Origin of the sequence: Micromonospora sp. 067-2 (assembly GCF_046549295.1) — a bacterium.
In the GTDB taxonomy this organism is placed as follows: domain Bacteria; phylum Actinomycetota; class Actinomycetes; order Mycobacteriales; family Micromonosporaceae; genus Micromonospora.
The window spans coordinates 387576-408184 of record NZ_JAJPWB010000001.1 but is presented as its reverse complement, the minus strand read 5'-3'; the positions used below and the strand labels follow the sequence as shown (position 1 = coordinate 408184).

Genomic DNA, 20609 nt, shown 5'->3' with positions numbered 1-20609 from the left:
GAAGCTTGCTACAGGGCAAGCATCATACGGACGCCCCCGGGGCCGCCCATCGGCGCGGTCGAGCGGGTCAGTCGGCGCCCCGGGTCGCCAGCACGCCGTGGAACGCGTCGGGCACCTCGGCCGGCGGACCGTCCGGCCGCCAGCGCGAGATCGGCACGATCCCGTCCGCCGTCGGCGCCCACCGACCCAACAACGGCCCGAACGACGAGGGCGACCGCATCCGGAACGCCGGGCCCATCATCGCCAACGCCTCCGGATAGGAGGCCAGCTCCTCGGTGTCGAAGTCGACGGCCAGCAGGCTGCCCGGTGCCGCGGCCGCGTACACCTCGTCGAGGGTGCGCGTCAGCGTGTCGTCGTCGAGGAACGCGGCGAGCCCGAGGAACACCACCCCGACCGGTCGCCGGCCCCAGCCCGGCACGAAGCGGTGCAGCTGGGACGGATCGATGGTGCCGATGTCGGTGGCGTCACCGAAGCCGTAGCCGGCCCGGTCGCTGCCGGCGAGGATGCGCTGCCCCAGCCGGATGGTGACCGGGTCGACGTCGGTGTAGAGCACGGTGGCCTCGGCGGCGGCCTCGTGCACATTGCCCATCGTGGGCACTCCCGCGCCGAAGACCAGGAACCCGTCCACCCCCTGCGCGGCGATGGCCCGCACCGCGCGACCGAGGAAGGCCCGCAGCTCCCGGAACACCGGAGCACACGGACCGTACGCCTGCTCGAAGGCGGCCGCGGCGGCCACGTCGACCGGGAAGTGGTGCTCCCCTCCGAGCCAGAAGTCGATCATGCGAGCGGTGCTCGGCTGATCCGGTTCACCCATCGACGACGCTCCTCCCCCGGCTGTTCGTCGCCAGCGTACCGACCCGGACGTCCTGGGCGGTATCGCTCCGCCGAGTCGCCCCGGGCCGCGATACTGGCCCGGCGGGAGGTGGCCGGTGAACTCGGCGAACAGCGCGGCGGTGGTGGTCGGCGTGGACGGCTCGGAGCCGTCCCTGCGCGCGGTGCGCCTGGCTGCCACGGAAGCCGCGCGGCGGCACCGGCCGCTGCGGGTGGTGCACGGCTTCATCTGGCCGCTGCTGCACGTGCCCGTCTCCCCCGCCCCCGACGCGCCGCCCGGCGCCGGGCTGCGCCGGCAGGCCGAGGAGTTGGTGGCCGCCGCGGTGACCGAGGCCGAGGCGACCGCACCCGGGCTGGCGGTCTCCGGCGAGATCATCGACGGGGAGGCGGCCGCGGTGCTGGTGGGCGAATCCCCCACGGCCGCGCTCGTCGTGCTCGGCGACCGTGGGCTGGGCGGCTTCTCCGCGCTGGTGGTCGGGTCGGTGGCGGTGCAGGTCGCCGCGTACGCCGACTGCCCGGTGCTGGTGGCCCGCGGCACGCAACGCCCCGACGAGCCGGTCCTGGTCGGTATGGACGGCTCGCCGGCGTCCCGGCTCGCCGCCGAGTTCGCCGCCGAGACGGCCGTGGCGCGGGGCGCGCCACTGGTGGCGGTGCGCGCCTACCGGCACCCGGCCAGCACCGGCCCCGGCGACATGCAACCCCTGGTGTACGACGAGGAGCAGCTGCACGCCGAGGAGGCCCGGGTGCTCGCCGAGTCGCTGGACGGGTTGACCGAGCGCCACCCCGAGCTGCGACTGACCCGGCGGGCGGTGCACGGCCGGCCCGGCGGGGTGCTCGCCGAGGCGTCCCGCGCCGCCCAACTGGTGGTCGTCGGCGGGCAGGGGCGCGGCGAGGTGAGCGGGTTGCTGCTGGGGTCGGTGAGCCAGTCGGTGCTGCACCACGCGCAGTGCCCGGTCGCGGTGGTCCGCGCCGCCCGTTGAGCCCTGGGGAATGGGCCGCCGCCAGACGGGTAGACGGGCGCGGTACGCCAACGGCGACGTAAGGAGGCAGCAGATGCCAGGACCACGGCCGGGCAGCAACGCGTACGACAAGCAGCGGGCGCGGATGCGTAACGCCATCGACGACTCCGGACGGCGGGTACCCGACGGTAAGGCCAACCAGGTTGCCAACAAGATCCTCCAGGAGGATCGCGGCCAACGGGGCGTGGTGCGCGGCGAGCGCACGTACGGCCCCAAGTCGGAGCGCGAACCGGGCGACCCGACATGAGGAGGGTGGACCTGGCCGACGGCGCCATCGCGGGCGCCGTCGGCAGCACCGCGTTGAACGTGGTCAGCTACCTCGACATGGCACTGCGGGCGCGCCCGGCGAGCGCGACCCCGGAGGACACCATCGACCGGTTGGCCGGGATCGCGCACCTGGACCTGGGGTCCGGCGACCGGGCGGCGAACCGCCGCTCCGGCCTCGGGCCCCTGATCGGCTACGGGTTGGGCATCGCCGCGGGTGTCGCGTTCGCCCTCTACGCCGGTGGCCGACGGCAACCGCTGCCGATGGCCACCGGCATGCTCGGCGCCGGTGTGATGACCATGACCGACGGGTCCATCACCGCGCTGGGCATCAGCGACCCGCGTACGTGGCGACGCTCCGACTGGATCTCCGACATCATTCCGCACCTCGCGTACGGGCTGACGGCCGCCGCCACCTGGAACAGGTTGCGGCGGCCGTCAGGGCGGAGCCGTTAGGCCCGGGTGTCGCTGTCGTCCTCGGCGATCGGTTCACCCGCCGGGCCGTACGGCGACACCTGGCCCTTGGGCACCGGCCGACCCTCGTCGCCGCGCGACGAGCCACGGTTGAGCGGGTGTCCGGTCGGACTGGGTCCCTTGCTGTCCTGGCTGGTGGCGCCCCTGGCGTTACGCCGGAACTCCTCCTGCTGCGGGTTGACCACGGTTGTCTCCCTCCGGGTGCGGCGGGACGGCATCGACCGCCTCCACCTCGGGCATACCCGCCCCACCCTGCGCCATTCCGACCCCGCCCACCGACGGAAGGGCTAGTCACGCCACCGCTGGGTACCCACCGGACGTGGGCAACGATCGAACCGTGGCGCGGGTCCTGCTGGACCGACACCGCGACACGTACGCGGAGCAGGCGGGCATCCGGCTGTCGGACCGACCAGGGCCGCTGTACCAGTTGCTGGTGCTGGCCACGCTGCTGAGCACCCGGATCCGGGCGTGCCTGGCGGTGGACGCCGCGCGGGAGCTCTTCGCCGCCGGCTACCGCACGCCGCAGGCGATGGAGGCGGCGAGCTGGCAGCAGCGGGTGGACGCGCTGGGCCGCGCCCACTATCGGCGCTACGACGAGCGGACAGCCACCATGCTCGGCACCGGTGCCCGACTGTGCCTGGACCGCTGGCACGGCGACCTGCGGCGGCTGCACCGCGACGCCCAGGGCGACCCGGCCGGACTGCGTCGGCGGCTCACCGAGTTTCCCGGTATCGGGCCGACCGGCGCGGACATCTACCTGCGCGAGGCGCAGACGGTCTGGCCCGACCTGCGCCCATACGTCGACCGCCGGGCCCTCGCCGGTGCCAAGCGGCTGGGCCTGCCGGGCTCACCGGACAGGCTGGCGGGGCTGGTCGACGAACCGGACTTCGGCCGGCTCGCCTCGGCGCTGGTCCGGGTGGCGCTCGGGGAGGAGTCCGCCGGCGAGGTCACCCGCGTCGCCGCCCGCTGAGGCGTTCACTTCACGGTCTTGTCACCCGTCGGCCGTGTCAGGTACCACACCAGCAGCGCCGCGAGCAGCGCCAGGACCACCACTCCGCCGGAGATGCCGCCGCCCTCCTCGGGGCTGCGGCCGGTGCTGCCGAAGTAGATCACCGCGAGGCCGGCCAGCACCGTGACGAACGTACGCAAACCTCGGTCCTTCACGTATCGCACCCTAGGCGGCTCACCGGCGCTTCGGAGGCTGTTTGCCTGGATTGTCCCTCATTCGAGGAGCGCGGTTCACGTGTCGCTGACGAACCCGCTCAGCCGCACCAGGCGTACCGCCCGGTCGGCCACCTCCACCACCTCGAGGGTCAACCCGGGCAGTCGAACCGTCTCCCCGGGCTCGCCCGGCAGGTGACCCAGCCGGGCCAGGACCAGCCCGGCCACGGTGGTGTACTCCCGCGACTGCGGAAAACTCAGCCGCACCCCCACGTCCGGCAGATCGTGCAGCGGAAAGTCACCGGGCACCAGCAGGGATCCCTCCGGCTCCCGCCGCACCCCGCGCACGTCCCGGTCGGTCTCGTCGTACAACTCGCCAACCACCTCGGCCAGCAGATCCTCCAGGGTGACCATGCCGTCGACGCCACCGTGTTCGTCGACCACGAGGGCCAGCTGCTGATGCTCCTGACGTAGCTGGCGCAACGCCTCGGCCACCGGCAGCGTGACCGGCAACAGGAGAGGCTGCCGGGCACGCTCTCCCACCGTGGCGGTGCCGGCCCACACCAGATCGCGGATGTGCACCACGCCGACCACCTCGTCCAGGCCACCCGGCCCGGTGACGGGTGCACGGGAGCGGCCAGCGGCGGCGAGCGTCCGTACCCCCTCGTCGGCGGGGAGACTGGCCGGCAGCGCCGTCACCCGCAACCGGGCCACCAGGATCTCCCGCAACGTCCGGCCGGCGATGTCGAACGCCCCGGTGAGGATCTCCCGCTGCTGCGACGACAGGCCGCGTTGGCTGACCAGCATCTCCCGCAGCTCCTCCTCGGTCATCTCCTCCCGGCTGGCCCGCGGGTCGCCACCGGCCAGCCGGACCACCGCGTCGGTGGCCCGACTCAGCAGCCACACCGCCGGGCGGGACAACCGTGCGAGCAGGTCCAGCGGACCGGCGCTCAGCAGCGCCCACCGTTCCGCCCGCTGCATGGCCAACCGCTTCGGGGCCAGCTCGCCGAACACCAGCGTGATGAACGTCAGCGCCACCGTCACCAACACCACCGAGGCGGGGTGGGCCGCCGCGCCGAGGAAACCCAGCGGGGCGACCAGCGGCTCGGCCAACGACACCGCGGCAGCCGCCGAGGCGAGGAACCCGGCCAGGGTGATGCCGAGCTGGATGGTGCCCAGGTAGCGGTTCGGGTCATGGGTGAGCTGGACCAGTCGATCGCCGGCGCTGGTGCGCCTGCCCAACCGCCGCAACTGCCCCTCCCGCAGCGTCACCAACGCCATCTCGCTGCCGGAGAGCGCCGCGTTGACCAGCACCAGCACGGCCACCAACGCCAACTGCCCGAGCTGACCGCCCACCGTGCACCCCCGTCCGCACCCTCTCAGGCCACTCAACCGCAGTGCGACCAGCTCCGGTCCGTTTTTCGGCCGGCTGGCCGGGGCTCAGTCGACCTCCAGGTCGTCCAGCGAGATGGCGTGGGTCATCAACCACCGGGCCAGCGCCGACATACCGAACAACCACAGTGGGGCGGACTCGGTGGGCCCGTTGGTGGCGTAGATGGCGAACCGCAGGTCCGGGGCGCGGTACGCCTCGATCCGCCACCGGTGCTGCCGGTCCCGCCAGACCGCCGAAGGGTCCATGGCGTCACCGTAGGTGACCGTCGGTCATGCGGTGGCCGGTTGGTTCAGGTGACGACGATGCGGGCGTCGTCCGGCAGTCGACGGGTGGCGCCCCGGCGGTCCAGCAGCTCCAGCAGCGGCACCGCCACCCGGCGGGTGGTGTCCAACGCCTGACGGGCGGCGGAGAGGGTGAACGGCTGGGGCAGCCCGGCGAGCACCCGCACGGCGTCGTCCAGCGCGTCGGGCAGCAGCACCACGGTGTCGGCCAGCCGCAGCAGCGCGCCGGCCCGCACGGCGGCCCCGATCTCCCGAGGGCCCAGACCCAGCTCGACGAGGCGGTCCGCGTCGGGGGCGCGGAACGGGCGGTCGCCGTACTCCGCCCGGACCCGCTGCACGGCACGGGCCACCGGCTCGGGCAACGCGGTGGCGCTGGCCGCGGAGACCCGACCGGCGTGAACCCGCAGCGGCGGCCGGACCAACGCCTCGACCAGCACCCGATCGGGCAGCGCGAGGCGCTGGCGCAACGCGTTGACCGGCATGCCGGGCTCCAGCGGGTGCTCCCGGGCGTAGCGTGCGACCTCCTGGGTCAGCTGCTCGCCGAGTCGCCGCCAGTGCCCGGGGTCGGCCAGCCAGTCGCCGGCCACCGGCGCGGCCTGCACCGGAACGCCCATCCGGATCAGCGCACCGGCCTGGATCAGCCGGCGCCGGCGCAGCTCGTCCGCCACGTCGGGTCGGCCGTTAAGGCTGGCGAGGACCTGCGCGCGGGCGGCGGCAGCGCCCCGGCGCACCAGCGGCGGCGGCGCCACGTCCAACACCCGCACGCCGCCGGCGACGTGGTGCCGGCCCGGGTCGCGCAGCAGCGCCCCGTCGCCGACCAGCAGCGGCAGCGGCCGGGCCAGCCGGAGCCGCACGGTGTCCGGGCCGAGCGGGCGGACCCGCACCGGCACCGCCGCCGATCCGATGTGCAGGGTGAGGGTCGCCGGCAGGTCACCGGCCGGGTCGCCGGTGAGCCGGACGTCGACGAGGTCGCTGTGGTGGAACCGGCCCGGGGTGAGCAGCGCGTCGCCACGGCCGAGCCGGTCGCGGGGCGTACCGCGCAGGTTGACCGCCACCCGCGCGACCGCCGTCGCCTCCGGCCGGGCCTGGCCGAGTGAGTGCAGGCCACGGACACGGACCGGTTCGTCGGTGCCGGCCAGCTCCAACTCGTCGCCGACGCGCACTCGGCCGGCCCCGAGGGTGCCGGTGACCACCGTTCCGCTGCCCCGCACGGTGAAGCTGCGGTCCACCCAGAGCCGCACGGGGTCGTCCATCGTGGGGGCGGGCAGCCGGGCGGCGAGCCGATCCAGGGCGGTCCGTAGCTCCGGCAGGCCGGCGCCGGTCACCGCGCTGACCGGCACCGTCTCCACCGTGCCGAGGCTGGTCGCCGCGATCTCGGCCCGGGCCCGGGCCGTGGCCGGTCCCGGATCCGCCAGGTCCGCGCGGGTCACCGCCAGCAGGCCGTACGCGACGCCGAGCGCGTCCAGCGCGGCCAGGTGCTCGGCGGACTGGGGCATCCACCCCTCGTCGGCGGCGACCACGATCAGCGCCGCGGGCACCGGCCCTACCCCGGCGAGCATGTTCGGCACGAAGCGCTCGTGCCCGGGTACGTCGACGAAGGCGACCGTGCCGCCCGACGGCAGTGTCGTCCAGGCGAAGCCCAGGTCGATCGTCATTCCCCGGCGGCGTTCCTCGGCCCACCGGTCGGGTTCCATTCCGGTCAGCGCACGGACCAGAGTCGACTTTCCGTGGTCGACGTGCCCCGCCGTGGCGACGACGAACACGGTCAGTCGCTCTCGGGTACGCGCAGCACCGCCACCCGGACCACCTCGTCGGCGTCGGCGGGCACGCAGCGCAGATCGAGCAGGAGGCGGCCGCGGACCACCCGACCGAACACCGGCTGGTCGCCGGTGCGCAGCGGCTCGGCGTACCGCTCCGGCAGACTCAGCGCCCAGGAGTCCAGCTGGACGCCGGGGGCGCCGCCGCCACCGACGACGGCGACCGCCGGCACCACCTCGGCCTTGCGACCGTCCGCGCCGAGCAGGTCGCGCAGCCGCTCCACCCGCTGACGCAGGACGCCCGGGTCGGCGTGCAGCGCCGTCCGGGTCGGCGTGTCCGGGCGGTTCAGGGTGGCGGCCAGCGCGGCCAGGGTGAGTTTGTCCACGCGCAACGCCCGCGCCAGCGGATGGCGGCGCAGCCGCTCCAGCACGTCGGCGTCGCCGAGCAGCAGCCCCGCCTGCGGGCCGCCGAGCAACTTGTCACCGCTGGCGGTGACCAGCGCCGCGCCCGCGCGCAGGGTGCTGGCCGCGTCCGGCTCGTCGGGCAGCAGCGGATCCGGTGCGAGCAGCCCGGAGCCGATGTCGGCGACCACCGGCACGTCGAGGGTGGCCAACTGCCGCACCGTCGTGGCCGACGTGAACCCGGTGACCTGGAAGTTCGACGGGTGCACCTTGAGCACGAAGCCGGTGTGCGGGCCGAGCGCGGCGGCGTAGTCGGCGAGCGTGGTGCGGTTGGTGGTGCCCACCTCCCTCAGCCGGGCGCCGGTGCTCTCCAGCAGGTCGGGCAGGCGGAAGCCGTCGCCGATCTCGACCAGCTCGCCTCGGCTGACCACGATCTCCCGGCCGCCCGCCAACGCCGTGGCGGCCAGCACCAGCGCGGCGGCGCCGTTGTTGACCACGTGCACGGCGCCCGCGTCGGGCACGGCGGCGGCCAACGCGTCGAGCGCCTCGCGGCCCCGGCGTGCCCGACGCCCGGTGGTCAGGTCCAGCTCGACGTCGGTGTGCCCGGCGGCAGCCACCACCGCGGCGACCGCGTCGGGTGACAGCGGCGCCCGGCCCAGGTTGGTGTGCAGCACGACACCGGTGGCGTTGAGCACCACGCGGGGGCCGGGCGCGGGCAGCGCGGCGACGGCGGCGTCACGGACCTCGTCGGGGCCGATCTCACCACGGCGGGCCCGTTCCTGGGCGCGGGCGACGACCGTCTTGACGCGGTCCCGACCGAGTGTCGCGACGGCGGCGGCGAGCCGCGGGTCGGCGAGGAGCGTGTCGGTGCGGGGCACCCGGCGTCGCGGGTCCACCGGCCCCTCGCCCATTCGGTCATCTCCCGCCGCGCCGTTGGCGGAGACGGACGGGAATCGAACCCGCCTGGCCCGGGTCCCGGACCACTCCGGTTTTGAAGACCGGGAGGGGCACCAGCCGCCTGAACGCCTCCACCGGACATTCGATCACAACCGCGACGGGGCCGCCCGGTCAGGTGGAAGATCCGTGGCCCGGCGGGCGTCGAGCCGCTCGCGTTGCGGAATGACCGTGTACCGGGGGTCGCGGGCCGAGGCGACACCGCCGTAGAAGATGCCGAACCGGGTGGCGACCGACGCGGCCAGCAACGCGACGCCGGAAAGCCCGCCCATGACGCGACTGCGCCGGCCGAGCAGCGCACCGGCCACCCCGGCCACGGTCAACAGTCGACCGGTGCGCAGCAGCCGACCCGGCACCCCCAGCCGGTAGGGCTCGCTGAGCAGGCCGAGGCGGGTCTCCACCCGGTGCGCGCCGAACAGTTCCAGCGCCGCTCCGGCCACCGCCATCCGCCGGGCCGGGCCGGCCTGGGCCGGCGGCACGGCGAGCAGACCGACACCGGCGCCGCTGGCCAGCGCGCTGCCCGCGAAGATGACCGGCAACTCGGGGTACGCCTCGTGCCACGACGGCACCGCCGTGTCGGCGAGCAGCACCCCGGTGTACGTGGCCAGCGCGGGCGCCGTGCCGGCAGCGAGCAACCCGGCGGCGTGGCCGATCGGTGGCAGCACTCGGCGGGCCAGCCCGAGCGGGCCGTGCCGGGGCAGCCAACCGGCGGCCTCGGCGACCGCGGCGGCTCCGGCGGCCGGCCCGTAGACGGTGAGGATCCAGGTGCCCATCGACATCGGCGAGGTCGGCTTGGCCACCCGGAGCATGTGGTGGAACCGCTTCGGCCGGCCCAGATCCCTGACCAGGAAGACGGCGCTGGCGCTGACGGCTGCCAGCGCGGTGACCCGACCGGCCCGGCGCAGCGCCGGTCGGCCGGTGAGCTGCCCGCCCGCGGCGAGCAGCGACGAGCCGGCGGCCAACCCGCCCGTGAACAGGTACGCCGCGATGTCCCACTTCCAGACCGGCGCCTTGAGGACGGGCCGGCCGTAGTACGAGGTGAACTCGGCCTCCGGCACCCGTAGTTCCTCGCCGCCACCGCGTCGACCGCCCCGCCGGCCCGTCCGCCGACCGGCGGGTTCGGCGGTCCGCGACGGCTGCCGGCTCAGGTCTGCCCGGGCCTCGGTGCCATCCGTCGCCCGGCTCGCTCCTGGCCGGGCGGAGCCCTCGGCGGCCAACCGATCACGGAAGCGTCGGAACAGGGCACCCACCTCGGAACGGTGTGGACTCACGAGGAACCTCCGACGAAAGCGGCGACGGTTGCCGCCGCCATGGCCAGCGCCGCGATGCCGGCGCGTTTCCACATCGCCGGCAGATCCCGGGTGGTCACCACCGGATCCGGCGGCAGACCATACACCTCAGGCTCGTCCAACAACAGGAAGAACGCCCCGTCACCACCCACCCCGTCATGCGGGTCGTGCCCATACAACCGGGCCTCCGGCACCCCCCGCTCATGCAACACCGCCACCCGGGACGCGGCCCGCTCCCGCAACTCCTCGACCGGCCCGTACTGGATCGACTCCGTCGGACACGCCTGCGCACACGCCGGCGTCATCCCCGCACCCAACCGGTCATAGCACAACGTGCACTTCCACGCCCGACCGTCATCCCCACGCTGATCGATCACCCCGTACGGGCACGCCGAAATGCAGTAACCACACCCATTACAGATGTCCTCCTGCACCACCACCGTGCCGAACTCCGTCCGGAACAACGACCCCGTCGGACACACGTCCAGACACGCCGCATGCGTGCAGTGCTTACACACATCCGACATCATCAACCACCGAAAATCACCACGCCCCTGCACACCGGTCCCCCGACCCGGCGGCTGCGCCCCCGGCATCCCGAGAAACTCCGCCCCGGCACGCCCGTCCCCCGGCCCAGCGTGGGCGTGGCGCGGCCCTGCGTCACCGCTGCGCGGCCCCACGCCACCGCAGCCCGGCGCGGCGCCACCGTTGCCCGGCGCGGCGCCACCGTTGCCCGGCGCGGCGCCGAGGGGGTCGCCGAGCACGTCGGTCGCCATCCGCGCGGCGGCCGACGAGGAGCCGGCCGGCAGCCCCGGCTCCGTGCCCGTCGGGCCGGCGGTCTCGGCCGCGACCGCCGCCGACGTCGCGCTGGCCGGCACTCCGGTCGGCAGTCCGGCGAACGGCGGACTGCGGTGCCCGGCCGGACGGGGCTGCTCGATGAACGCGACGTGCCGCCACGAGTTCGCGGTCAGTGCGCCCGTGTTGTCGTACGACATACCCAGCAGGTCCAGGCCGGAGCCGGGGACCCCGTTCCACTCCTTGCAGGCCACCTCGCAGGCCTTGCAGCCGATGCAGACGCTCGTGTCGGTGAAGAAACCCATTCGCGGCGGCGCCGACGACCAGCCGGCATCCTGAGCAGGGTCCAGCGGCCCGTACAGACTGTTCGGATCAGGAATCACCGCGCCCCTCCCCGTCGGCTTCGGCGGTGACCGCCGGAGCCTGTCGGCCCGGGCTGATCCCGGCCCGCCGTTGGTAGTCGGCCACCAGTTCGAGCAGTTCCGGTCCTCTCGGGCGCCGGCCGGGCCGGACGTCGCAGGTGCCGACCTTGCTCTCCTGGATCAGGACGTTCGGGTCGAGGCTGATGCCGAAGAGGTCGTTGGCCGAGTCGCCGGTCACCAGACCCTCGAACCCGAAGTGGTACGGCAGCCACACCTGATGGATGATCCGACCGTCCACCCGCAACGGGGTGAGCCGGTCGGTCACCAGCACCTTCGCCTCGATGGCCGCGCGAGCCGTCACGAGATGAGCCCACCCGAGATGCGCCAGACCGGCCTCGGCCGCCAGCTCCGGGGACACCTCGACGAACATCTCCGGCTGCAACTCGGCCAGCGGACGCACCGTACGGCTCATTCCGCCGGCGGTGTGGTGCTCGGTGAGACGGCTGACCGTGAACACGTACGGAAAGACCTGACTGTGCTCCTCCGGCGGGCTCGGGTTCACCGAGTTCACCGGATGCGCGTACATCTTGCGGGTCGGGTTGGCCTGCTGCTGGTAGAGCGGGTTGCGCACCGGCGACTCGACCGGTTCGTAGTGGGTGGGCAACGGCCCGTCCAGGATCCCGCTGGGCGCGTACAACCAGCCCTTGCCGTCGCCCTGCATGATGAACGGATCGTCGCCCGCGATGCCCTCCGTTCCGGACGCGCCGGGCGGCGGCCGGTACGACGGTGGTTTGGTCTTCTCGAAGTCCGGCACGTCGTAGCCGGTCCACTCGGCCTTGTCCGGGTCCCACCAGACGTAGCGCTTGCGCTCACTCCACGGCCGCCCGTCCGGGTCGGCGGAGGCACGGTTGTAGAGGATCCGCCGGTTCGCCGGCCAGGCCCAACCCCACTCCGCAGCCACCCAGTCCTGCTCGTGCCGGGACTTGCGCCGGGCAGCCTGGTTCACGCCGTCGGCGTACACCCCGGTGTAGATCCAGCAGCCGATCGCGGTGGAGCCGTCCGCGCGGGCGTCGGCGAAGCTGGACAGCGGGCGGCCGGTCGCCACGTCGTACCCGTTGATCTCCCGCAGCACGGCCTCGGCGCTCGGCTCCGCGTGCGGGCCGTGCGTCGGGTAGTCCCAGGTGAGGTCGAGCAGCGCCCGGTCGCGCGGCAGGTCCGACTCGGCCAGCCTCTCCCGCAGTCTCCGGCCGAGGTGGTAGAAGAACCACAGCTCGGAGCGGGCGTCGCCCGGCGGCTCGACGGCCTTCTCCCGCCACTGCAACAAGCGCTGCGTCTGGGTGAAGCTGCCCTCCTTCTCCACGTGCGAGGCCGCCGGCAGAAAGAACACCTCGGTACGGCACTCCTGCGGCACGATCTCGCCGGTGGCCACCTCGGGGCCGTTCTGCCAGAACGTCGCGCTCTCGACCAGAAACAGGTCCCGCACCACCAGCCAGTCCAGGTTGGCCATCCCGAGGCGCTGCGCCCGGCCGTGCGCCGAACCGACCGCCGGGTTCTGCCCCAGCAGGAAATACCCCTTGATCCTGCCGTCGATCATGTTCAGCACCTGCTGGTACGTCCCGTGATCCCCGGTCATCCGCGGCAGGTACCCGTAGCAGTAGTCGTTCTCCGCCGTCGCCGCGTCCCCCCAGTACGCCTTCAACAGGCTGGCGGCAAACGATCCGGCGTTGCCCCAGAAGCCCTTCTGACCCGGGTGCCGGATGCTGTCCACCCACTCGTCGAACGTCGGATGGTCGGCGTGGTGCGGCATCGGCAGGTAACCCGGCAGCAGGTTGAACAGCGTCGGGATGTCGGTCGAGCCCTGGATGCTGGCGTGCCCGCGCAGGGCCATCACCCCACCACCGGGACGACCCACGTTGCCCAGCAACAGTTGGATGATCGCGCCGGTGCGGATGTACTGCACACCGACGCTGTGCTGCGTCCAACCCACCGAATAGATCAGCATGCCGGTGCGCTCGCGGCCGGAGTTCTGCGTCCACGCCTGGGCGAGCTCCAGGAACCTGTCCTTCGGGATCCCGCAGACCCGCTCGACCATCTCCGGCGTGTAGCGGGCGAAGTGCCGCTTGAGGATCTGGTAGACGCAGCGCGGATGCTGCAACGTCTCGTCCCGTCGGGTCTGCCCGCCCACCTCCGCGCCGTGCGACTCGTGCCGCAGGCCGGCGGCGGTGTCCCGCTCCTTGGCGGTGTGCCCGCTGCCGGACGAGCCCTCGTGCCCCTCGTACTGCCAGCTGTCCTGAACGTAGCTGCCGGTCTCGGGGTCGAAGCCGGAGAAGAACCCGTCGCCGTCCTCGGTGTCGCTGAACTGGTCGCTGATGATCGTCGCGGCGTTGGTGTACGAGAGCACGTACTCCCGGAAGTCCAGCTCGTTGTCCAGGATGTAGCGCACCACCCCACCCAGCAAGGCGATGTCCGTGCCCGCCCTGATCGGCAGGTACGAGTCCGCGACGGCGCTGGTGCGGGTGAACCGCGGGTCGACGTGGAACACCTTCGCGCCGCGCCGCTTGGCCTCCATCACCCACTGGAAGCCCACCGGGTGCGCCTCGGCCATGTTCGAACCCTGAATGACGATGACGTCAGCGTTGGCGATGTCCTGCTGGAAATCCGTCGCGCCGCCACGACCGAAGCTGGCCCCCAGACCGGGGACGGTGGCGGAGTGTCAAATACGCGCCTGGTTCTCGATCTGGAGAGCCCCCATCGCGGTGAACAACTTCTTGATGAGGTAGTTCTCCTCGTTGTCCAGCGTCGCCCCACCCAGACTGGAGATACCCAGCGTCCGGTTCAGCGGCCGACCCTGCGCGTCGACGTCCTCCCAGGTCTGCTCGCGGGCGGCGAGGATCCGGTCGGCGATCATGTCGAGCGCGGTGTCGAGCTCCAGGTCCTCCCACTGCGTCGAGTACGGCCGGCGGTAGCGGACCTTCGTCTGGCGCAGCGGACTGGTCACCAGGCTCTTGCTGGCCGAACCCTTCGGACAGAGCCGACCCCGCGAGATCGGGCTGTCCGGATCACCCTCGATCTGACTGACCTGCCCATCGGTGACGAACACCCGCTGACCACAACCCACCGCGCAGTACGGACACACCGAACGCGCCACCGAATCGGCCGCCTCGGTGCGCGCGGTCAACCCAGCCGATCGGGCGGACTGCGCCGCGGCACCCCGACCGAGCGGATCAGTGCCGGTGAGCTGACGGTAGACCGGCCAACCCTCGATGAAGGTCCGCAGACCCATCCCCGACACCCCCTCCCACGCGAGCGACCCCCCGAAGATAGCCCCAAGCGAGGCCGGTTCGCGAACCGAAAAATCAACCGGTGGAAGAGACAGCGCCGCCCCCGGCGGTTGGGCCAGGGGCGGCGCTGGTGTCGGTGTGCAGGTCGCCTCTCGGCGAGTGGCGCGACGCGGCTCCAGCCGAACGGTGTTCCGCGACGGCAATATAGGTGAGGCCCGGGGACACTGGATCACACCGACATGGGGTGTAACAGGCCCACGCCCCACCCTGTTCCCGACCAGCCACCCAGATCTTGGACACTTACCGTCCACCAAAAACGGTAACAGTCCAAGATCTCCCGCCGCCGCCGCGACACCGCTGGCCGGCACCCGTCTCGGGTGCCGGCCAGCGATCGGTTTCACGCGGTGGTGCGGTGCTGCGGTGGTGCGGTGGTGCTGGGTGGGTCAGCTGTTCCAGTGCTGGTGCACGAGGTCGGTGGCCTGCTGCTCCCACTGGGCATACGCGTCCGGGTACGCCGAGACCTGCACGGTCTGCGCGGCGTCGGTCAGCGCCATGTCCTGCCACCCGTCGACCTGCCGCAGGCCCTTGAGGAACGCGGTGGTGGAGTAGGCCGGGTCGGTGATCTGCTCCGGGGTGCCCCAACCACTGGACGGGCGCTGCTGGAACAGGCCCAGCGAGTCGTGGTCGTTGGCGTCACCGAGGTGGCCCAGGTTGTCCAACTTCGACTCCTGCAGGCTGGTGGCGATCGAGATGACCGCGGCCCGCTCGGGCAGGCCGGCCTTCTTCGTCGCGGCGATGATCGCCTTGGCGTTACCGGTCTGCTCACCATTCAGCGCGATCCGGGACTGCTCACCCTGCGGCTTCGGGGCCTGCACCGCGACCGCGACGGGCTTCGTGTCGACCGGGGTGGCGGCGTGCGCGGCGACCGGACCGGCGAACACACCACCGGCGAACGCCAGACCAGCAACAGACAACACACTCTTACGCATGATCGTGTTCATGGGGAAAGCTCCTTCGGGGGTAAGAACACCCAACCGCCAAGGGGGGAACGGCGAGCCGGGTGCGAGCACCTCGTCCGGGCGCATCAGAAAAAGTCTTCGGGGGGGTCGACGCCTCCGGCGGCTCAGCGTCGGGGTCGGCGACCTACGGGCGGGCGGCTCGTGGCGCCGGGGTCGGCGGCCTCCGAGAGGGCTCGTGGCGCCGGGTCCAGATGTAACGACCGGCGGGCCGCCGTCATTCCGGGGGTGGCCCATCCCGTCGCCACCCTCATCCAGGCGGTGATCGGGGGGTCGTTCGTGGGGACGGTAACGACCGGGCGGGGGCCAGCATTCCAACCAGAGACCGGTCAGGCCGGCGAGCCGTGGTGCTGCGATCGTCAGGGTATGTAACGACCCCCGGCCAGTCACCATTCCGCCCGGCGAGTGCGCCCGGCCACACGCCAAACCTCTCAAATCGGGTGTAACGCACCAGATGACCGGGCACTACGGGGGCAGATCGGCCATCCACGCCATGACCGACACGGCATCAGCAATGTCGGGTTATCCGGCCACGCGGGCTATCCCGACATCGGGACACCCCGCGTCGATCAAGCAAGCAGACCACCGCCAGAGAGCGACCAGACGGCATCGCGGCACCAACCGACGGCACGGCAGGCGCACCCGCCAGCACAAACCCGACGTCTCACCCACGACGACACCACGGGTCTGGGTCCAGGCGGGTTGGTTGGAGACAGAGGCCGGGTTGAGGCTCGGTGTGGGCGGGGCCGGGTGGCGGCAGGTCGGGTGGCGGCGGCGTTGGGGAACGTCCTGAGCGACATCGGCACCGGCGGGCGTTACGCTGGGCACATGTCTGCCGCCTCTCCCACCGCGACCGGCGTGGCCCTTCTGGCCCGCCCGGGTCGTCCGGCCGTGGTGGCGCGGACGATCGCCGAGCTGGCCGGTCCCACCCACGGTCTGGTGGAGCTACCGGTACGGCTGATGTGGAACGCCGAGCGCACCTTCGACCTGGGCGACCCCGACGACCTGCTCTGGATGTACGAGAACGTGCTGCGAGAGACCACCCGAGCCGAGGATCTGCGCGTCCTGATCAACGGGCGGACTCTGCGGCGGGTGTGGCGGCACCTCAACCTGCCTCGGGGCGTACGCCAGGCGTGGGAGAGCCGGCACCGCGGCCTGCGCGCGGCGTGACCGCACCGCACCTGCACGACTTCTACCGTGAGGTTGCCCGGGTGGCGCTGGCCGCGGCGGGGCCGTACCGGTTCGTCCTGGGCGGTGGCGTGGCCTGGGCGGCGCACGGCCTGGTGGCACGCCCGACGGAGGACGTCGATCTGTTCGCCGACGTGGAGGGCGCCGCGGCTGCGGCGTCCGCCGGGGTGCGTGCCGCGCTGGAGCGGGCCGGGTTCACCGTCAGTGACGCCGACCCGGACAGTGACCTCGCCGAGCTGTTCGACGGGTACGGCCGGGACATGAAGGACTTCGTGGTGAGCCGCGACGGGCGGCAGATCCGGCTCAGTCTGGCCCGGCTCGACCGTCAGCAGAGCCCGGTGGTGATGGACCTCGGCCCGGTGATGGACGTCCGCGACCTGGTGGCCAACAAGATCGCGGCGCTGGTCAACCGGCGGGAGGTCCGTGACTTCATCGATGTGGCGGCGGCCCTGGAGCACTACGACGTGACCGAGCTGCTGGTGCTGGCCCGGCAGGTCGACCCGGCGCTGGATCCGGCGGACGTCCGGGCCGCCGGACGCTACCTGGACCGGCTGCCCGATCAACGCTTCGGCCGCTACGGCCTGGACCCACCTGACGTCGCACGGGTGCGCGAGCGAATGGCCGACTGGCCGCGCTGACCCGCAACGTCCCCCGGTCGCTGACTTTCGGCCCGATGGAATCTGCGACAACAACTGGGGCTGACGTGGCGGTGGTGACGGCGTCTGGTTATGGTGCGCGAGGCGCCCACGAAGCGCGTCCACCCCCATGGAAAGGCACGTCATGACCTCTCCCTCCGGCCCGTCGCGTCGCCAGGTGCTCGTCGCCGCGGCTGCTGCGGCGACCGCCCCGCTGATCGCCGCCGCGCCCGCGCAGGCGGCCGGCGCGGCCCGGTCACGCACCTGGGACCTCACGCTTCTCGGCACATCGGACACTCACGGCAACGTCTACAACTGGGACTACTACCGCGACGCGGAGTACGACGACAGCAAGCACAACGACGTCGGCGTGGCGAAGCTGGCCACCCTCATCAACCAGATCCGCCGTGAGCGACGCGGCAAGGCGACGCTGGTGCTGGACGCCGGCGACACCATCCAGGGCACGCCGCTGGCCACCTACTACGCCAAGCAGGAACCGATCACCGCCACCGGGGAGAAGCACCCGATGGCCCGGGCCATGAACGTCATCGACTACGACGCGGTGACGCTGGGCAACCACGAGTTCAACTACGGCCTGCCCCTGCTGGACCTGTGGATCCGGCAGCTCGGGTTCCCGGCGCTGGCCGCCAACGCGGTCAACGCCAAGACCGGCAAGCCGGCCTTCCTGCCGTACGTCATCAAGAAGGTCTCGCTCGGTTTCGGCGCGCCGACCCTGCGGGTCGGCATCCTCGGCCTGACCAACCCTGGCGTTGCCATCTGGGACAAGGGCAACGTCGAGGGCCGCCTGCGGTTCGACGACATGATCGCGACCGCAGCCAGGTACGTGCCGATCATGCGGGCGCGGGGCGCGGACATCGTGCTGATCTCCGCGCACGGCGGCGACAGCGGCACCTCCAGCTACGGCCCGGAGCTGCCCAACGAGAACCCCACCGCGCTGATCGCCCAGCAGGTGTCCGGTATCGACGCGATCCTCTTCGGTCACGCGCACAACGAGGTCGTCGAGAAGTTCGTCACCAACGAGCGGACCGGCGCCCAGGTGCTGCTCTCCGAGCCGTCGAAGTGGGGTCAACGGTTGACGCGGATGGACTTCGCCCTGACGCGCGAGCGCGGCCGGTGGACGATCACCAAGAAGACCGCCACCATGCTGAACACCAACACGGTGGTCGAGGACCCGAAGGTGCTCGCCGCCGTGCGGGCCCAACACCAGAAGACCGTGGCGTACGTCAACCAGGTGGTCGCGCAGTCCACGGTGGAGTTGTCGGCGGCGGAGTCCCGCTACCGGGACACCCCCATCCTGGACTTCATCAACCACGTGCAGACCGAGGTGGTCGGCGCGGCTCTGGCCGGCACCGCGTACGCGGACCTGCCTGTGCTGTCGATCGCGGCACCGTTCAGCCGGACCGCGGTCTTCCCCGCCGGTGACGTCAAGATCCGCGATGTGGCCGGCCTGTACGTGTACGACAACACCCTCGAGGCGGTCGTGCTCAGTGGCGCCGAGGTGCGCGCGTACCTGGAGTACTCGGCGAAGTACTTCCGCACCGTTGCACCGGGCGCCCCGGTCGACCCGGAGCAGATCAGTGACCCCGCGGTGCCGGACTACAACTACGACGTCATCTCCGGCCTGGACTACGACATCGACATCTCCAAGCCGGTCGGGCAGCGGATCACCCGACTGGTGCTGACCGGCACCGACACCCCGGTGCCGGACAACGCGCAGTTCGTGGTGGCGGTGAACAACTACCGGCGCAGCGGCGGCGGCAACTTCCCCGGCATCGTGAAGACCCAGGTCTACAACGCGCAGCAGGAGATCCGTCAGCTGCTCATCGACTGGGCGCAGGCCAGGGGGACGATCGACCCGGCCGACTTCTTCCAGGCCAACTGGCGACTGGTACGCGAGGGCGTGCCGGTCTTCTGACCAGGAGAACCAGCTCTCCGACGGGCCGTGGGTGGCGACACCTGCGGCCCGTCGCGCGTTCTCAACCGCCGGAACGCAGTGCCCACTGGACCGGGTCGTCGTACGGCTCGGGTCGGTCAGGCCGTGCTTCGGTCTCTGTCAGCTCGACCCGCTCGTCGGGGCGGACACCGGGTGGCATCTCCCCGAACCGGACGTGGCGCAGGAACGCGTACTCGTCATCGGTGAACGGCTGCTCGATCATCGGCACCCCCCTGCTCTGCGGTCATTGTCCGGCGATGTGGCCGAGCGCACCAGTGGTCGAACGGGGCCAGCGGAGAGGACGCGCACCTCGCCTAAGGCATCCTAGGATCCTGGGTGAATGGTGGTTTCTCAGAGGACGCGATCAGGGAAGGTGGCGGGCGAGTCGACGGATCAGCGGCGAGCCGGCGTGGCCGGTCGGCGTGCGGCGGGCAGCCGGTCCAACACCGCGAGCGCCGCCCGGATCGGCCGGCGTTCCATCATCTCGTCGAAGCTCGCTCGGCCCTGACAGAACTGGACGAACATCCTCCACCCCGGCGGAGTCGCCAACAGGGCGTGGAACAGCTCCGGGCGGCGGGTGAACAGATCCAGCAGTCGGTACCCCGCCCGCATCGACGGCACCAGTCGCTCGGCCACCGCCCGTTCGTACCCAGCCAGATCGCCCTCGGCGACCGCCGCCCCGGCCAACTCGCCGGAGCGCAGCGCATAGCTGATGCCCTCCCGGCTCCACGGCTCGAGCAACCCGGCCGCGTCACCGACGACCAGCACCCGACCGTGCCGCAGCGGCGAATCCTCTTCACGGCAGCGGGTCAGGTGACCGGAGTCGTGCTCCGCCGGCAGTCCGGTCAGGCCCAACCGGTCGACGAACCGGCGCAGATAGTCCCGGGTCCCCTCCCCCGCGCCCCGGCCAGCGATCACGCCGACCGTCAACCGGTCGCCCTTGGGAAAGACCCACCCGTACGAGCCCGGCATCGCGCCCCAGTCCAGCAGCAGCCGCCCCCGCCACCGCTCCTGCTCGGCGGGCGGCACCGGCAGCTCCAGCTCCAACCCCAGGTCCACCTGCCGGTATCGGACCCCCACGTGCCGGGCGGTCACCCCTGAGGAGCCGTCCGCACCCACCACCGAACGCGCCGCCAGCGTCGTACCGTCGGCCAGCCGCAGGCGTACGACCTCGGGGTCCTGTTCGATCGCGCGGACCGCCACCCGCTCACGCACCTGCGCCCCCGCGGCGACCGCCGCCGCGCGCAGCCGGTCGTCGAACTCCTCGCGGCGCACCATGGTCACCACCGGACCGTCGTGCCGACGGGTGAACTCCCGGCGGCCGTCCCGGGTAAACGTCACCCGTTCCACCCGGTCGTGCGCGGGCACCTCGATCCGGTCCCGCACCGCGGCCAGCGACGTGCCGATGAGGCCACCGCCGCAGGTCTTGTACCGCGGGTGCGCGGCCCGCTCGACGACAAGGGTGCGGAGGCCGGCACGGGCGGCGACGTGCGCCGCGGAGAGCCCGGCGGGGCCGGCGCCGACGACGACGAGATCCCAGACGATCACGGGTG

At 72.4% G+C, this 20609-nt stretch carries 20 protein-coding genes and 1 tRNA gene; 7 read left to right on the top strand and 14 right to left on the bottom strand.

Going from position 1 to position 20609, the window contains the following annotated elements; translation table 11 throughout:
- Positions 1 to 67: 67 nt before the first annotated feature.
- A complete protein-coding gene (locus ACLJN9_RS01880) occupies positions 68 to 814 on the bottom strand; it encodes an SAM-dependent methyltransferase (protein ID WP_410809200.1) in 747 nt (248 codons plus the stop codon).
- Positions 815 to 929: 115 nt separating this feature from the next.
- Here ACLJN9_RS01880 and ACLJN9_RS01875 point away from each other — a divergent pair, with 115 nt between their 5' ends.
- The 3 genes from ACLJN9_RS01875 to ACLJN9_RS01865 all read left to right on the top strand — a co-directional run bounded on the left by ACLJN9_RS01875 (position 930) and on the right by ACLJN9_RS01865 (position 2570).
- On the top strand, positions 930 to 1811 hold the full coding sequence (locus ACLJN9_RS01875) for a universal stress protein (RefSeq protein ID WP_410809199.1): 882 nt from the start codon (positions 930 to 932) through the stop codon (positions 1809 to 1811).
- A 73-nt stretch (positions 1812 to 1884) separates the two neighbouring features.
- On the top strand, positions 1885 to 2097 hold the full coding sequence (locus tag ACLJN9_RS01870) for a phosphatidylethanolamine-binding protein (RefSeq protein ID WP_410809198.1): 213 nt from the start codon (positions 1885 to 1887) through the stop codon (positions 2095 to 2097).
- Positions 2094 to 2570, top strand: coding sequence for a hypothetical protein (locus ACLJN9_RS01865; protein ID WP_410809197.1), 477 nt, complete (start codon positions 2094 to 2096; stop codon positions 2568 to 2570). The genes ACLJN9_RS01870 and ACLJN9_RS01865 overlap by 4 nt, the downstream gene beginning before the upstream one ends.
- Here the strand turns inward: ACLJN9_RS01865 and ACLJN9_RS01860 are convergent.
- Complete coding sequence (locus ACLJN9_RS01860) at positions 2567 to 2806, bottom strand: hypothetical protein (protein ID WP_410809196.1); 240 nt, start codon at positions 2804 to 2806, stop codon at positions 2567 to 2569. The two genes, ACLJN9_RS01865 and ACLJN9_RS01860, sit on opposite strands and share 4 nt — an antisense overlap.
- A gap of 101 nt (positions 2807 to 2907) precedes the next feature.
- Here ACLJN9_RS01860 and ACLJN9_RS01855 point away from each other — a divergent pair, with 101 nt between their 5' ends.
- Positions 2908 to 3558, top strand: a complete 651-nt coding sequence (locus ACLJN9_RS01855; RefSeq protein WP_410809195.1) for a hypothetical protein — start codon at positions 2908 to 2910, stop codon at positions 3556 to 3558.
- A 5-nt stretch (positions 3559 to 3563) separates the two neighbouring features.
- Here the strand turns inward: ACLJN9_RS01855 and ACLJN9_RS01850 are convergent, their stop codons facing one another.
- The 10 genes from ACLJN9_RS01850 to ACLJN9_RS01805 all read right to left on the bottom strand — a co-directional run bounded on the left by ACLJN9_RS01850 (position 3564) and on the right by ACLJN9_RS01805 (position 15264).
- Positions 3564 to 3752, bottom strand: coding sequence for a hypothetical protein (locus tag ACLJN9_RS01850; protein ID WP_410809543.1), 189 nt, complete (start codon positions 3750 to 3752; stop codon positions 3564 to 3566).
- A 75-nt stretch (positions 3753 to 3827) separates the two neighbouring features.
- Complete coding sequence (locus ACLJN9_RS01845) at positions 3828 to 5105, bottom strand: hemolysin family protein (RefSeq protein ID WP_410809194.1); 1278 nt, start codon at positions 5103 to 5105, stop codon at positions 3828 to 3830.
- Between the two features lie 84 nt (positions 5106 to 5189).
- Complete coding sequence (locus tag ACLJN9_RS01840) at positions 5190 to 5387, bottom strand: hypothetical protein (protein ID WP_121652815.1); 198 nt, start codon at positions 5385 to 5387, stop codon at positions 5190 to 5192.
- A gap of 44 nt (positions 5388 to 5431) precedes the next feature.
- Positions 5432 to 7186, bottom strand: coding sequence for a selenocysteine-specific translation elongation factor (gene selB / locus ACLJN9_RS01835; protein ID WP_410809193.1), 1755 nt, complete (start codon positions 7184 to 7186; stop codon positions 5432 to 5434).
- A gap of 2 nt (positions 7187 to 7188) precedes the next feature.
- Complete coding sequence (gene selA, locus ACLJN9_RS01830; protein WP_410809192.1) at positions 7189 to 8493, bottom strand: L-seryl-tRNA(Sec) selenium transferase; 1305 nt, start codon at positions 8491 to 8493, stop codon at positions 7189 to 7191.
- 23 nt (positions 8494 to 8516) lie between these two features.
- Positions 8517 to 8612, bottom strand: a tRNA-Sec gene (locus tag ACLJN9_RS01825).
- Between the two features lie 13 nt (positions 8613 to 8625).
- A complete protein-coding gene (nrfD, locus tag ACLJN9_RS01820; RefSeq protein WP_410809191.1) occupies positions 8626 to 9807 on the bottom strand; it encodes an NrfD/PsrC family molybdoenzyme membrane anchor subunit in 1182 nt (393 codons plus the stop codon).
- The gene (locus ACLJN9_RS01815) at positions 9804 to 11000 is read right to left on the bottom strand and encodes a 4Fe-4S dicluster domain-containing protein (RefSeq protein WP_410809521.1); all 1197 of its coding nucleotides are present in this window, start codon (positions 10998 to 11000) and stop codon (positions 9804 to 9806) included. Before ACLJN9_RS01815 ends, nrfD begins: the two co-directional genes overlap by 4 nt.
- A complete protein-coding gene (gene fdh, locus ACLJN9_RS01810) occupies positions 10993 to 14265 on the bottom strand; it encodes a formate dehydrogenase (protein ID WP_410809190.1) in 3273 nt (1090 codons plus the stop codon). The genes ACLJN9_RS01815 and fdh overlap by 8 nt, the downstream gene beginning before the upstream one ends.
- 441 nt (positions 14266 to 14706) lie before the next feature.
- Positions 14707 to 15264 carry a hypothetical protein gene (locus ACLJN9_RS01805; protein WP_410809189.1) on the bottom strand — a complete coding sequence of 186 codons (558 nt, stop codon included), beginning with the start codon at positions 15262 to 15264 and terminating at the stop codon, positions 14707 to 14709.
- An 843-nt stretch (positions 15265 to 16107) separates the two neighbouring features.
- Here ACLJN9_RS01805 and ACLJN9_RS01800 point away from each other — a divergent pair.
- From ACLJN9_RS01800 to ACLJN9_RS01790, 3 genes are all read left to right on the top strand, one after another.
- Positions 16108 to 16449, top strand: a complete 342-nt coding sequence (locus ACLJN9_RS01800; protein ID WP_410809188.1) for a hypothetical protein — start codon at positions 16108 to 16110, stop codon at positions 16447 to 16449.
- Positions 16446 to 17105, top strand: a complete 660-nt coding sequence (locus ACLJN9_RS01795; RefSeq protein ID WP_410809187.1) for a nucleotidyl transferase AbiEii/AbiGii toxin family protein — start codon at positions 16446 to 16448, stop codon at positions 17103 to 17105. Before ACLJN9_RS01800 ends, ACLJN9_RS01795 begins: the two co-directional genes overlap by 4 nt.
- 142 nt (positions 17106 to 17247) lie before the next feature.
- Positions 17248 to 19038, top strand: coding sequence for a bifunctional metallophosphatase/5'-nucleotidase (locus ACLJN9_RS01790; RefSeq protein ID WP_410809186.1), 1791 nt, complete (start codon positions 17248 to 17250; stop codon positions 19036 to 19038).
- A gap of 61 nt (positions 19039 to 19099) precedes the next feature.
- Here the strand turns inward: ACLJN9_RS01790 and ACLJN9_RS01785 are convergent, their stop codons facing one another.
- Positions 19100 to 19279 (bottom strand): hypothetical protein, encoded by a 180-nt coding sequence (locus ACLJN9_RS01785; protein WP_410809185.1) that lies wholly within the window; start codon positions 19277 to 19279, stop codon positions 19100 to 19102.
- Positions 19280 to 19449: 170 nt separating this feature from the next.
- On the bottom strand, positions 19450 to 20604 hold the full coding sequence (locus ACLJN9_RS01780) for a geranylgeranyl reductase family protein (protein WP_410809184.1): 1155 nt from the start codon (positions 20602 to 20604) through the stop codon (positions 19450 to 19452).
- Positions 20605 to 20609: the final 5 nt, after the last annotated feature.

What these genes read in the sequence shown, in the direction of transcription:
- ACLJN9_RS01880 (WP_410809200.1), bottom strand. Translation starts at nt 814, where the DNA reads ATGGGTGAACCGGATCAGCCGAGCACCGCTCGCATGATCGACTTCTGG.
- ACLJN9_RS01870 (WP_410809198.1), top strand. Translation starts at nt 1,885, where the DNA reads ATGCCAGGACCACGGCCGGGCAGCAACGCGTACGACAAGCAGCGGGCG.
- ACLJN9_RS01865 (WP_410809197.1), top strand. Translation starts at nt 2,094, where the DNA reads ATGAGGAGGGTGGACCTGGCCGACGGCGCCATCGCGGGCGCCGTCGGC.
- ACLJN9_RS01860 (WP_410809196.1), bottom strand. Translation starts at nt 2,806, where the DNA reads ATGCCGTCCCGCCGCACCCGGAGGGAGACAACCGTGGTCAACCCGCAG.
- ACLJN9_RS01840 (WP_121652815.1), bottom strand. Translation starts at nt 5,387, where the DNA reads ATGGACCCTTCGGCGGTCTGGCGGGACCGGCAGCACCGGTGGCGGATC.
- selA (WP_410809192.1), bottom strand. Translation starts at nt 8,493, where the DNA reads ATGGGCGAGGGGCCGGTGGACCCGCGACGCCGGGTGCCCCGCACCGAC.
- ACLJN9_RS01805 (WP_410809189.1), bottom strand. Translation starts at nt 15,264, where the DNA reads ATGAACACGATCATGCGTAAGAGTGTGTTGTCTGTTGCTGGTCTGGCG.
- ACLJN9_RS01800 (WP_410809188.1), top strand. Translation starts at nt 16,108, where the DNA reads ATGTCTGCCGCCTCTCCCACCGCGACCGGCGTGGCCCTTCTGGCCCGC.
- ACLJN9_RS01790 (WP_410809186.1), top strand. Translation starts at nt 17,248, where the DNA reads ATGACCTCTCCCTCCGGCCCGTCGCGTCGCCAGGTGCTCGTCGCCGCG.
- ACLJN9_RS01785 (WP_410809185.1), bottom strand. Translation starts at nt 19,279, where the DNA reads ATGATCGAGCAGCCGTTCACCGATGACGAGTACGCGTTCCTGCGCCAC.